At 56.8% G+C, this 12944-nt stretch carries 13 protein-coding genes; 8 read left to right on the forward strand and 5 right to left on the reverse strand.

Annotated features, from left to right (window positions below; translation table 11 throughout):
* The first annotated feature begins 3 nt into the window (after positions 1 to 3).
* Both ACR0IO_RS14375 and ACR0IO_RS14380 read left to right on the forward strand, forming a co-directional pair.
* Positions 4 to 1077, forward strand: a complete 1074-nt coding sequence (locus tag ACR0IO_RS14375) for a 2Fe-2S iron-sulfur cluster-binding protein (RefSeq protein WP_480742322.1) — start codon at positions 4 to 6, stop codon at positions 1075 to 1077.
* A gap of 13 nt (positions 1078 to 1090) precedes the next feature.
* Positions 1091 to 1849: a Phenylacetic acid catabolic protein gene (locus ACR0IO_RS14380; RefSeq protein WP_480742323.1), complete on the forward strand. Its 759-nt coding sequence runs from the start codon at positions 1091 to 1093 to the stop codon at positions 1847 to 1849.
* Positions 1850 to 1853: 4 nt separating this feature from the next.
* On the opposite strand, the gene ACR0IO_RS14385 is transcribed toward ACR0IO_RS14380, so the two are convergent.
* The 5 genes from ACR0IO_RS14385 to paaG all read right to left on the reverse strand — a co-directional run bounded on the left by ACR0IO_RS14385 (position 1854) and on the right by paaG (position 5293).
* Positions 1854 to 2069: a hypothetical protein gene (locus ACR0IO_RS14385; protein ID WP_170334300.1), complete on the reverse strand. Its 216-nt coding sequence runs from the start codon at positions 2067 to 2069 to the stop codon at positions 1854 to 1856.
* Between the two features lie 82 nt (positions 2070 to 2151).
* On the reverse strand, positions 2152 to 2748 hold the full coding sequence (locus tag ACR0IO_RS14390) for a TetR/AcrR family transcriptional regulator (RefSeq protein WP_155148766.1): 597 nt from the start codon (positions 2746 to 2748) through the stop codon (positions 2152 to 2154).
* 3 nt (positions 2749 to 2751) lie between these two features.
* Positions 2752 to 4062: a phenylacetate--CoA ligase PaaK gene (gene paaK / locus ACR0IO_RS14395; RefSeq protein ID WP_480742324.1), complete on the reverse strand. Its 1311-nt coding sequence runs from the start codon at positions 4060 to 4062 to the stop codon at positions 2752 to 2754.
* 15 nt (positions 4063 to 4077) lie between these two features.
* A complete protein-coding gene (gene paaI / locus ACR0IO_RS14400; protein ID WP_170334304.1) occupies positions 4078 to 4506 on the reverse strand; it encodes a hydroxyphenylacetyl-CoA thioesterase PaaI in 429 nt (142 codons plus the stop codon).
* Between the two features lies 1 nt (position 4507).
* A complete protein-coding gene (paaG, locus tag ACR0IO_RS14405; RefSeq protein ID WP_480742325.1) occupies positions 4508 to 5293 on the reverse strand; it encodes a 2-(1,2-epoxy-1,2-dihydrophenyl)acetyl-CoA isomerase PaaG in 786 nt (261 codons plus the stop codon).
* Positions 5294 to 5460: 167 nt separating this feature from the next.
* Between paaG and ACR0IO_RS14410 the strand changes: the two genes are divergently transcribed.
* The 6 genes from ACR0IO_RS14410 (at position 5461) to ACR0IO_RS14435 (ending at position 12944) form a co-directional block, all read left to right on the forward strand.
* Positions 5461 to 6480 carry a TRAP transporter substrate-binding protein gene (locus ACR0IO_RS14410; RefSeq protein WP_155148750.1) on the forward strand — a complete coding sequence of 340 codons (1020 nt, stop codon included), beginning with the start codon at positions 5461 to 5463 and terminating at the stop codon, positions 6478 to 6480.
* Between the two features lie 61 nt (positions 6481 to 6541).
* The gene (locus tag ACR0IO_RS14415; RefSeq protein ID WP_170334307.1) at positions 6542 to 7048 is read left to right on the forward strand and encodes a TRAP transporter small permease; all 507 of its coding nucleotides are present in this window, start codon (positions 6542 to 6544) and stop codon (positions 7046 to 7048) included.
* The gene (locus ACR0IO_RS14420; RefSeq protein WP_480742326.1) at positions 7045 to 8397 is read left to right on the forward strand and encodes a TRAP transporter large permease; all 1353 of its coding nucleotides are present in this window, start codon (positions 7045 to 7047) and stop codon (positions 8395 to 8397) included. Before ACR0IO_RS14415 ends, ACR0IO_RS14420 begins: the two co-directional genes overlap by 4 nt.
* Positions 8398 to 8484: 87 nt before the next feature.
* On the forward strand, positions 8485 to 10515 hold the full coding sequence (gene paaZ, locus ACR0IO_RS14425) for a phenylacetic acid degradation bifunctional protein PaaZ (protein ID WP_480742327.1): 2031 nt from the start codon (positions 8485 to 8487) through the stop codon (positions 10513 to 10515).
* A gap of 66 nt (positions 10516 to 10581) precedes the next feature.
* Complete coding sequence (locus tag ACR0IO_RS14430) at positions 10582 to 11385, forward strand: PaaX family transcriptional regulator C-terminal domain-containing protein (protein WP_480742328.1); 804 nt, start codon at positions 10582 to 10584, stop codon at positions 11383 to 11385.
* A gap of 86 nt (positions 11386 to 11471) precedes the next feature.
* Positions 11472 to 12944, forward strand: a complete 1473-nt coding sequence (locus ACR0IO_RS14435) for a flavin-containing monooxygenase (protein ID WP_480742329.1) — start codon at positions 11472 to 11474, stop codon at positions 12942 to 12944.

The following is a 12944-nucleotide window of genomic DNA, read 5'->3' on the forward strand; positions in this document are numbered from 1 at the left end:
CTGATGGCGCGCTTTCACGATCTGGAAGTCACCGATATCCATAAAACCATCCGTGACGCGGTGGTGGTGACACTGAAACCCGCAAACGGTGCAGTGGATGAGTTCGATTTCACGCAAGGCCAGTACCTGACCTTTCGCCGCGATTTCGATGGTGAAGAATTGCGCCGTTCCTATTCGATCTGTGCAGGCAAGGATGACGCAGCCCTGCAGGTCGGGATCAAACGCGTAGATGGCGGGGCATTCTCGACCTGGGCCAACACGGACCTGAGGGTTGGCGATGTTTTGCAGGCCATGCCCCCGATGGGCGGTTTCTTTACCCCGCTGGATGCGAATGCCGAAAAGCAATATCTGGGCTTCGCGGGCGGGTCCGGCATCACGCCGGTGTTGTCGATCCTGAAGACCACTTTGGCCCGCGAACCCAACTCTCGCTTTACGCTGGTCTATGCCAACAAGGGCGTGAACACGATCATGTTCCGGGAAGAGCTTGAGGATCTGAAAAACCTCTACATGGGCCGCCTGAACGTGATCCACATTCTGGAAACGGACGCGCAGGACATCGACCTGTTCACAGGTCTGGTGACGCAGGAGAAATGCGCGGAATTGTTCAAGCACTGGATCGATGTCGAAAACAGCGACACCGCCTTTATCTGCGGCCCTGAGCCAATGATGCTGGGCATTGCATCAGCGCTGCGGGAACATGGTCTTGATGACAGTCAGATCAAGTTCGAACTGTTTGCAAGCGCCCAGCCGGGCCGGGTGAAGCGCAAGGCACATGCAGCAGATGTTGCCTCGCAGGCCAACCAGACCAAGGCATCAATCACGCTGGACGGCGGGACGCAAACAATCACCATGCCCAAGGATCAGTCCATTCTAGACGGCGCGCTCGAAAACGCGATGGATGCGCCTTACGCCTGCAAGGCCGGCGTATGCTCGACGTGCCGTTGCCGGGTGATCGAGGGTGAGGTCGAAATGGTCGCCAACCATGCGCTGGAAGACTACGAAGTTGAAAAGGGCTATGTGCTGAGCTGCCAGGCCTATCCTCTGACCGACAACGTTGTTGTCGACTACGATCAGTAAAGGGAGAAGAGCGATGGCCGAAGACATGACGATCGAAAGCTATCTGGAAGCTGGCGGCGTTCTGACCAACCCCACCAATGTTCCCCCGCGCTATCGGGCCGAACTCATGAAACTGATGGCAACTTTTGTCGACAGCGAGCTTGCAGGTGCCGCCGGGTTTGCCGACATCATAAATCAGGGACCTGGCATCAAGGAACGTATTGCCGCGGCACAGATCGTTCTGGAAAAAAGCGACAGTGCTGATCGCGTCCTGAATATCATGGGTGAGTTTGGCGCAGACACTGAACGCTATGCGAACCACCATCCGTGGACTGAGCGTCTGGAACGTGAGGCCGATATAGGCGCGACACGATCCGAGCATGACATGCGCCTTGCGGTCTTCAACTACCCGATAGAAGGCTGGATCGACGCGGTCATGATGAATCTGCTGATGAGCCGGGCCGTGGCGATTCAACTGGCCGAGTTTTCGATGATTTCATATCAGCCACTGGCCGAAGCCTTTCGCGCCATTACGCCAATTGAGGCCCACCACGGCGAGCTGGCTTTTGAAGGGGCACAGAAGCTGTCCGAGCAGGGCAACACCGAACAGATGCAGGCGGCAGCGAATTACTGGTGGCCTCGCGTCGCTGCCAGCTTCGGGTCAGGCAGTGCTGAGAAAAACGAACATCTGCGCAAAATGGGGTTGCGACGCGCGACCGGGGCAGAGCTGAAAACCCGCTGGGAAGCCGAGGCAGCCGGTCTGCTGGAAAAACTGGGACTGCGTGCGCCCTGAGCTGTCAGGTCCTTCGAGGACGACCGATCAGGCCATATTTTCGGGCCACCGATTTCCATGATCTGCGCTTTGGTTTCCCAAGCGCAGAGCCGGACGACTTGGCGGCCCCCGCCTGTCGGTTGAACTCATAGACGTCGATAATCCGTTCGGCACAGCCACAGGCCTCGCCCATGCCCACTTTGGCGAAATAGAATTTCTCGAAGCTCTCTGGTTTTTGCATGGCGATCCTCCGACGTCAGTGAAACAGACGATCGCTAAGAGGCCAAATCAATTCTATGCCAACTCTGATCTGCAGTTGGATACTAAAGCCCTTTGACGCCCGTCAATGTGAGATTACTGACCTGTGCCGCATAGTCCCGACGCGCCTCAGCGTCCGCACCTGAGTTCCACATATAGTACCAGTTCAGCATACCAAAGACTGACATCGTTGCTGAACGCAACTTGGCCCTGTCATCGCGAAAAACCTCTGGCGCGATATCGGCAATGATACCGCTGAGGAAATTCACCATGTCTCGCTGATAGCCACGCAGCAGGTTCTGTTGCTCGGCTGGCAGTGCCGACATGCCGCTGGTCTGAACCCTGTGTTCATCATCCACGCCCTGATAGGCCAGCAGAATTTCAGCGACGACCTTGTGCAGCTTGTCCGAAGCGCTCAACCCGTCGACCTCCAAGCCGCAGATCAGATCCCTCAGCTCGCGCAGGTACGTCTCGAGAATGTCGAAAAGGATCGCATCCTTGCTGTCATAGTAGTGATAGATGTTAGCCTTCGAGATACCGCATTCGCGCGCAAGCTGCGTCATGGATGCGCGGTCAAAGCCTTCGCGCGCGAATACACGCGCCGCAGACTTGAGGATCTGCGTGCGCTTTTGTTCGTGATCTTTTGCTATCGTACGGGCCAAGCTTCACTCCTTGTCTCGGTTATCGACAACGCGCTTGGCCTTGCCCTGACTACGCTCGACATCACCGGGCTCGCCTACAACAATCTCGGTGGAAACGCCAACAACGTCCTTGATCCGCTTGGTCAGCATGCGTGCAGCCGCCGTTTTGCTCAATTCGTCAGCTGCATCAGGCAACGCTTCGACAAAGACGCGCATTGCGTCCATGCGACCTGATTTGAACAGCTCGATCTGATAGTGCGGGGCAACGCCACCTGTCGCCATGACCTGTTCCTCGATCTGGCTAGGGAAAACATTGACGCCACGCAGGATGATCATATCGTCCGAACGTCCCGTGATCTTTTCCATCCGACGCATCGACCGGGCCGTTCCGGGCAACAACCGCGTCAGATCGCGGGTGCGATAGCGAATCATTGGCAGACCCTCTTTGGTCAACGTGGTAAAGACCAGTTCACCCATTTCCCCATCAGGCAGAACCTCACCGGTCTGCGGATCAATGATTTCCGGCAGGAAGTGATCCTCCCAGATCACCGGCCCATCCTTGGTCTCAACGCATTCATTGGCGACGCCAGGCCCCATGATCTCGGACAGGCCATAGATATCGACCGCATGCATATCAAATGCCTGTTCGACCTCTTTGCGCATCGCGTCGGTCCAGGGTTCGGCCCCAAAAACGCCAACGGCAAGAGAGCTTTCGCGCGGATCCATCCCGACCTTGTGATATTGCTCGAGGATGTTGAGCATATAGGACGGTGTCACCATGATCCCGTCCGGCTTGAAATCAGTGATCAGGTTGACCTGTTTTTCGGTCTGACCACCACTCATGGGAACGACCGTAGCGCCAAGACGTTCGATCCCATAATGCGCACCCAGACCGCCGGTAAACAGACCGTAGCCGTAGGCGTTATGGACCACATCCCCTTTGCGCAATCCGCTGGCACGTAGAGAACGGGCAACCAGATCAGCCCAATTGTCGATGTCTGTCTTGGTGTATCCCACAACTGTGGGTTTTCCAGTCGTTCCGGATGAGGCGTGCAGACGGGTAATCTGCTCACGCGGGACAGCGAACAGGCCAAAGGGATAATTGTCGCGCAGATCGTTCTTGTATGTGAACGGGAACTTCGACAAATCGCTCAGGCTCTGCAGATCGTCCGGGTGCACACCCGCCTCATCAAAGCGCTGCCGGTACATCGCCACATTGTCATAGGCGTGGCGCAGCGACCACTTCAGGCGATCCAGCTGCAGATTGCGGATTTCGTCAATCGAGGCGATTTCGATTGGATCCAGGTCCGCTTTGTTCGGGGTAAGGTCCTTCATGGCGTCCTCCTCGCCTCAATTCTCTTGGAACAGGGTGCCATTGATTGCGCGGGAGAAACCCCGGAATTCCGCAATCTTCTGGCCATCCTGATTTGTTACTGTGACATCGTAGATACCGCTGCGCCCCGAGAGGTTTTGCTCGGCGGCACGGGCAGTCAGGCGATCACCCAGCTGTCCGGGTGCGATAAAACTGATCATGTTGTGCTGGGCAACAGTCGATTGATTTCGACTGTTGCAGGCAAAGGCAAATGCACTGTCTGCCAGCATAAAGGTCACGCCGCCATGACATATGCCATGACCGTTGCAGTGGTGTTGTTGAACCGTGAGGGCAAGAATCGCTTCCCCCTCATCGACACCGATCAGATCCATCCCTGCCCATTTCGAGGCATTATCCTGATCCCACATGGCGGCCGCGGCTTGCTCTGCGCGTTGCTTTGGCGTCATGTTATTTACCCTGAAACTGAGGTGCGCGCTTTTCTAGAAACGCCGATACGCCTTCGGCATAATCCGCGCTTTCGCCGCATGTCTTCATCGCGTCTGCTTCGACTTCCAGCTGATCGCTTAGTGTGTTGACCGCCGCTGCCTGGATTGACTGTTTGGTCATGCCCAACCCCAGTGTCGGCCCGTTGGCAAACTGTTCGGCAAGCGCGCGCGCCTCTTCCATCAATTGGTCATCCGGAATGGCTTTCCAGATCAGCCCCCACTCTTCGGCTCGTTTTGCCGGCAAGGGCTGAGCGGTCAGGGCCAGTCCCTTTGCGCGCGCCTCACCCAACAGGCGCGGCAGATGCCAGCTGCCACCCGTATCCGGAATCAAACCGACCTTGGAAAAGGACTGCATGAACTTTGCCGACTCGGCGGCCAACACGATGTCACATGCCAGCGCGACATTTGCCCCTGCCCCTGCGGCGACACCGTTCACGGCGCAGACGACCGGAAGATCAAGCGACCTGATAAGCCGCACAAGTGGTGCATAAAACGTGCGCACAGTGTACCCGAGATCGGGTGGTCCATCCATTTTTGAAGGATCACGGTCCCCTAAATCCTGGCCCGCGCAGAAGCCGCGCCCTGCACCAGTCAGCAGGATCGCCCGGGCACCGCCATCACGGGCATCCTCAAGGGTTGCGCGCAACGCATAGTGCATTTCATCGGTGAAACTGTTCAGCCGGTCAGGCCGGTTCAGGGTTATTTCCACCCAATTTCCGTGGTTTTGCGCAAGAATCGTATCACTCATGACCCGCTCGCTTTGCAATTGTTTCGATAAACTTCTTGCATTAACCGAACGGTTGGTCAATAAATTTCTTGGACTTACCATCGAATCCGGGCTGTCAGCCTGTTGATGGTTACAAAAAGGACCATTACCGCAATTAAGACTCATGTTTTGGAGGAGGAGAACCAGTCATGAAGTTTATCGGGATCAAATCGCTTTTGGCCTCAGCCGCTATCGCGGTGACAGGCAGTGTTGCGTTTGCCGCAGACTACACCCTGACAATTTCCAGCTGGGCACCACCGACCCACGGGATCAATGCCAAGATGTGGCCCAAATTCGTCGAGATGGTTGAAGAAGCCACAGACGGTCAGGTTACTGCCGAGCTGAAGCTGGGCATCGCACCGCCTCCGGCGCAGATGGATCTGATCATGGATGGCGCCGCTGACGCTTCGATCATCTTCCACGGCTATCAGCCGGGCCGTTTCGTCACGACGAAATTGATCGAACTGCCGGGCTATGAAGGTTCTGCCGAAGATGCATCGGTCGCCTATTGGCGTGCCTATGACGAGTATCTCAAGCAGGCGGATGAACACCGTGGCGTAAAGGTTATCGCTCTGCACACCCATGGCCCTGCTCAGCTGCATTCCAGCAACCAGGTCACCAATCTGGATGAAATCTCGGGCCTGAAGGTTCGTATTCCGGGTGGCGTCGGTGGCGATGTTGGTTCAGCACTGGGAGCAACCGGCATTCAGGTTCCGGCCCCCAAAGTCTATGAAACACTGGCGTCCAAGGCAGCAGATGGCGTCGTGATGCCCTTCGAATCCCGCAAGGGTTTCAAGCTGACCGAAGTGGCCCCCAACGTTTATGAGATGCCGGGTGGCCTGTATCGTGGTTCGTTCGCCTTCATCATGAACGAAGACACATTCGCCGACCTGCCCGAAGATCTGCAGAAGGCGCTGGACGAAAACGTCTTTGGTGAGCCTCTGAGCCGCGAAATCGGCAAGATCTGGGATGAGATCGACGCAACCGGCCGCGAAGCCACTGAGGGCACCGAAGGCAACTCGATCAACGCGGCAAGCGAATCTGACCTCGAGAAGTTCTCGGCCATTGCCGAGGATGTGCGCGCCAAGGTAATCGCCGAGGTCAACGAGGCCGGTGTCGATGCACAATCCGCCTATGACATGATCAAGTCGGAAATGTCTTCCAACTGATCTTCAAGTCAGGGGCGGCGCACCACCGCCGCCCCAAACCTTCCCCCTTCGGAGCTGCTAGATGACCTCTCTCATCCAGCTTGTGCGACGTGCCAGTGTTTTGCCGGTCATCGTAGCGAGCATTGCCCTTTTCATCCTGATGGTAATGACATTCTGCGACGTCATTTTCCGATCGGTTTTCAACAACCCGATTGAGGCCGCGACAGAACTGACACGCATCCTGATGGCCATTCTGGTCTTTTCAGTTTTGCCAATCATTTCGGTCAACAACGGACATATCGCGGTCGATCTGACAGATGGAATTTTCAACCGCCTGCGCCTGAGCCGCATACGTGACGCCATCATCTATCTGGCAAGCGGTGTGATGCTGTTCTGGCCTGTACAGCGGGTCTGGATTCTGGCGGAACGCGCGCGTGACTATGGCGATGTCACCGAATACCTGTCGATCCCGACCTACCTGATCGGATGGTTCATCACCGTTTCGGTCGCCATAACAGCCATCGTCATGATCATCACCGGTCTTCTGCACCTGTTCGCCCCCAAAGCTTTGACGGAACCCACTCAATGACCGCAGCACTTATTGGTTTTACACTTGTTCTGGTTCTGGTGCTGCTGCGCCTGCCCATCGTCTTTGCCATGGGGCTGGTTGGCACCCTTGGCTTTGCTTACGAGCGCGGAGGATCGATCTTTGATGAACGTGGCCTCAAAGCTGCCATGTCGATGGTCGGTCGTCAGATCACTGACACCGCACAGGATTACGGCTTATCGGTCGTTCCCTTGTTCATCCTGATGGGACTGTTCGTAAACAAAGGTGGGATGGCCCGCGAGCTTTATGCAGTATCGAACGCCTTTCTGGGTCATATGCGCGGCGGGATTGCCATGGCTACGGTTGCAGCCTGTGGTGGATTCTCGGCCATCTGCGGCTCTTCTCTGGCAACGGCGGCGACAATGTCCAAAGTCGCCATGCCTGAAATGCGCCGCTATGGCTATACGGATGAACTGTCGACCGCATCCATCGCTGCCGGTGGCACGCTGGGCATTCTGATCCCGCCATCGGTCATTCTGGTGATCTATGGCCTGCTGACCGAAACCTCGATCGGCAAACTGTTCATGGCCGGGATCATCCCGGGCATCCTGGGCATCCTGTTTTACCTCTTTGCCGTGCGCTGGACCGTTTGGCGCAATCCCGAAGCAGGTCCGGCGGGAGAACGTGCCAGCTGGGCTGAGCGCATGCGCGCGCTGGGTTCGGTCTGGGCCGTGTTGTTGCTGTTCTTCCTGGTGATCGGAGGTCTGTATGGCATGTTTGATTTCGAGCCCCTGAACCTGACGTTTTCACCGACTGAGGCCGCAGGTATGGGCGCTGCCGGTGCATTCCTGATCGCCCTGTTCCGCGGTGGCCTGACCGTGGGTTCAACATTCGAAGTTCTCAAGGAAACCTGCTTTACCGCGGCGGCACTGTTTGCCGTATTGATTGGCGCACAGATCTTTTCGAACTTCATCAACCTCGCAGGACTGCCCGAAGCGCTGATCGCACTTGTTACGGCCTATGATGTTTCGCCCTTCGTCGTGATCCTGATGATCCTTGGCATCTACATCATTCTTGGCTGCGTGTTTGAATCGCTGTCCATGCTTCTGCTGACCGTGCCGATCTTTTTCCCGCTGGTTACATCGCTGGGCTATGATCCGATCTGGTTCGGCATCGTCGTCGTGGTCGTTACCGAAATCTCGCTGATCACCCCACCGGTTGGCCTGAACGTGTTCATTCTGAAAGGCGTGGTCGGAGATGTATCCACCGGCACGATTTTTCGGGGTGTCACCCCGTTCTGGGTAGCCGATATCTTTCGCCTGGCGTTGATCGTACTGGTCCCGATTGTGGTACTGTACCTGCCCCAACAGATGGGTGCGCTGGGTCACTAAGACCGGGGCGGTCCCGGCGACCGTCCCACAAATCCTAATTCATGAGACATGCCACCTTTGGTGGCATGAAAGGAACAGGAGCATCCAATGTCTCTGCAACAGATTTCCAGTTTTGCCGCCGGTCAGTGGGTCGCGCCCGGAAACGGCGCACGTACGATCGCTTCGGCCATCACCGGCGAACCCTTTGCAACCGCTGGCAATTCAGCACTCGACGTGCAGGCAATGCTGGAATTCGCACGTAATACCGGCGGCCCTGCACTGCGCCAAATGACGTTTCATCAGCGCGCCAAGATGCTCAAGGCCCTGGCGCAAACTCTGTCAGGTCATAAACAGGCGCTTTACGATCTGAGCTTTAACACGGGTGCGACGCAAAACGATCATCTGATCGATATTGATGGTGGCATCGGCACGATGTTTGTCTTCGCCTCAAAGGGACGACGCGAGATGCCGGATAGTCATGTCTATCTGGATGGCGATCTCGAGCAACTGTCGCGAAACGGAACGTTTCTTGGGCAACATATCTGCACACCGCTGCACGGCGTCGCGATCCATATCAACGCATTCAACTTTCCGGTTTGGGGTATGCTGGAAAAGCTTGCCCCAACCTTGTTGGCGGGTGTCCCGGCCATCGTGAAACCAGCCACTAACAGCTGCTACGTAACCGAACTGGCCGTTCGGATCATGCTGGACAGCGGCATACTGCCTGCAGGCGCGCTGCAACTGGTGTCAGGCGGGATAGGTGACATGCTGGATCATCTGACCTGTCAGGATGTGGTCAGCTTCACCGGTTCGGCAGACACAGCCTTAAAACTGCGTCAGAACCCGGTGATCCTGAACAACTCGGTTCGTTTCGTGGCCGAACAGGACAGTCTGAACGCTTCGATTCTTGGACCAGATGCTGTGCCGGGTACACCCGAATTCGATCTGTTCGTCAAAGAAGTCTCTCGTGAGATGACCACCAAGGCCGGGCAGAAATGTACGGCCATCCGCCGCATCATCGCTCCGGATACGCAGGTGGAAGCGGTGATCGAAGCTTTGTCGGCGCGACTTGCCAAAACTACCATTGGCGACCCCCGATTGGAGACAACACGCATGGGTGCGCTGGTCTCGAGCGGACAAAAGGCGGATGTGCTGGCCAAAGCCGATATCATCGGTCAGGAGGCCGAGCGTGTTTTTGGTGACCCCACTGCTTTTGACGTCGATGGAACGGATACCAAGAACGGTGCCTTTGTCCCGCCAATGCTGTTCCACTGTGCCGACCCTGACAACGCCCAGCGCGTCCATGACACCGAGGCCTTCGGGCCCGTTTCGACAATCATGGGATATCGGGATCTGGATCATGCCATTGCGATCGCCAATCGTGGGCAAGGATCGCTGGTGACCTCATTGATCACACATGACACCGAAGTGGCACAAAACGTTGTCATGGGTACGGCGGCGTACAACGGGCGCATCTATATCAACGACCGAGACTCGATGAAGGAATCGACCGGCCATGGTTCCCCCCTGCCACATATGGTGCATGGTGGCCCCGGCCGTGCGGGCGGTGGCGAAGAAATGGGCGGTGTGCGCGGTGTTCAACACTATATGCAGCGCACGGCCATTCAGGGTTCGCCACGGATGCTGTCATCGCTTGGCAAAAAGTGGGTTCCCGGTGCGCCCGAGATCCAAGGCCCGGCACATCCGTTCACCCGCAAATTCGGCGAATTGAGCATTGGGGAAACGCTGAACACAGCCTCACGCACGATCACACTGGACGATATCGAGCATTTTGCTCATTTCACTGGCGATACGTTCTATGCCCACATGGATGACGACGCCGCCGCACGAAACCCGTTCTTTCCCGGTCGGGTTGCGCATGGCTATCTGCTGCTGAGCTTTGCAGCGGGATTGTTTGTTGAGCCGAACGAAGGCCCGGTTCTTGCGAATACCGGCCTTGACGGCCTGCGCTTTATGAAGCCGGTTGTCGCCGGAGACAGCATCAAGGTGCGGTTGACGGTCAAGCAAAAGACCCAGCGTACGGACGAGTATGGCGAAGTTCGCTGGCACGTGACCCTGACCAATCAGGATGATGAGATGGTGGCAGAGTATGAATTGCTGACCATGAATGCCTATTGAGCCATTCAAAACTCAGCGCGGGCGAATGTGTTTTTCTTATTCGCCCGAACGCTTTAAACTGGTTGCATGACCAGTGAACAAAGGTGGTTCGATACCGCAGTATCTGAATTGGCGGACCCGCAGAACCAGCGGGTTTGGTCCATCATCGTATCGTTGTTCGGCGATCTGGCTCAGAAACCTGCAGCACAGATATCAGGCGGGGCACTGACCCGAATTATCGAACCGATGGGGATCAAGCCCGAAGCAATCCGCGTGGCTGTGCACAGGTTGCGCAAAGATGGCTGGATTGAAAGCGATCGCATTGGCCGCGTATCGCGGCACTACCTTACCGAATACGGGCGTTCACAGTCTGCGATGGTGACACCACGCATTTATGCGCGCGATCCCATCCCGGCTGAGCGCTGGCATTTGCTGATCGCCGAAGAAGGGACAGGAACGCGGGCATTGGAAGACGTGATGCTCAGCCGCGACTATACCCCGATTGGCCGGAATGTGGCCTTGGGCGCGGGCACACCACCCGATGATCATGACGATCTGCTGGCTCTGGAAGTTTCAGCGCAGGATACACCAAAATGGGTGCAGGACCGGCTGTGTACGCCCGAGATGCGCGAAGCCAGCCGCACCCTTCATGAAGCGCTGCGACGCGTGTCGCAAAGCCGCCCAGCTGGCTGGAAGCCTTCGCCATCTGAAATTGCGACTCTGCGTACCCTGATCGTTCACCGTTGGCGGCGCGTAGTGTTGCGGCAGCCTGATTTACCCCAGACCTTTTACCCCGCAGACTGGCGCGGCCCCGCCTGCCGAGCCGAGGTGTTCCGTCTGCTCGACACTCTCCCCCGGCCTGATCTGGATGAACTCAACCAATCCGGGTGACGTCACGGCAGACTATTCACATGCCGATCTATGCTCCTATCCTTTCTCTGTATCCGGGCTGAACGTCTTGGGAGGGGCGTCCTTGCATGCAACATGAAACCGATATGCTGATCGTCGGCGCCGGATTTTCTGGGCTCATCATGGCAATCGAAGCCCGCAAACGCGGACTCACCGACATCACCATCCTGGAAAAGGCCGGTGATATTGGCGGAACGTGGCGTGAGAACACCTATCCCGGGGTAGCCTGCGATGTACCTTCACATCTCTACTCCATGGCGACGCATCTCAATCCGGATTGGAGCCGTGCCTATGCCGGTGGTGCCGAGATTCAGTCCTATCTTCAGCGTGTAGCCTCGGAAGAGGGGTTGTATGACCTGTGCCGCTTTCACACCGAACTGAAATCTGCCAGATGGGATGGTAGTGCATGGCAGGTAGAGACATGTGACGGACATCGGTGGAAAGCCCGTTTTCTGGTCTCGGCCATCGGCGCCCTGCACATACCCAGCATTCCGAACATTCCCGGCGCGGACAGCTTTCCCGGACCGTGCTTCCATTCCGCCGAATGGGATCACGCCGTTGCGCTGGATGGCAAGCGTGCCGCAGTCGTCGGCACGGGCGCCTCGGCGGTTCAATTCGTTCCGGAAATCGCAAAGGTTGCCAAACAGGTCACCATCTTTCAGCGCACCGCCCCTTATGTCCTGCCCCGACCTGATGGCCCGATCGCGCCCTGGGTTCGACGCCTTTACAGACGTCTCCCCCTGCTGCCGCGTATTCGTCGCAAGCTGATCTACACGCTGTTCGAATTCAGGCATCGCGTATTTCGGGGTGAAAAAGGAGCGGTTGATTTTGCCATGAAGATGTGGCGACACGCGCTGGAAAACGCCATTCCTGATGCGTCGAAACAAAAGATACTCACCCCGGATTACCGGATTGGCTGCAAACGTATCCTCAGTTCGAATGACTGGTACCCTGCCCTTGCACGCGACAATGTCGAAGTGATCCCACACGGGGTTGCCTCAGTCGAAGGAAATCAGATCACTGCAGCGGATGGCAGACAGTTTCACGCGGATGTTCTGATCTGGGGCACAGGCTTTCACGTGACAGATGCAGTTCAGAGGCTGAACATCACGGGTGAGGACGAGCTGACCCTCCGCGATGCATGGGCAGACGGCATGCAGGCCAATCTGGGCACCGCCATCGCGGGTTTTCCCAATCTCTTCATTCTGCTCGGCCCGCATACCGGACTGGGGCACAATTCCGTCGTTCTGATGATCGAAGCGCAGGTGAGACATATCGGTCGGGTTCTGGACGAGATGCAAAAGAAAGGCATCCGCACTATCGTGCCCGATGAGCACAAACAGGCTGAGTTTACAAAAGAGATGCAGGACCGACATACCGACAGCGTCTGGCAGGCGGGGGGCTGCACCTCGTGGTATCAGGATGCCAGCGGGCGCAACACAACGCTGTGGCCAGGCACCGTAGCCGAGTTTCAGAAACGCATGGCGCGCTCTGGTCTTGAGCAATATCATGCGGTGAACCCACAGTCCGGAGATAGCTGA

Source organism: Ruegeria sp. CE12 (genome assembly GCF_056537525.1).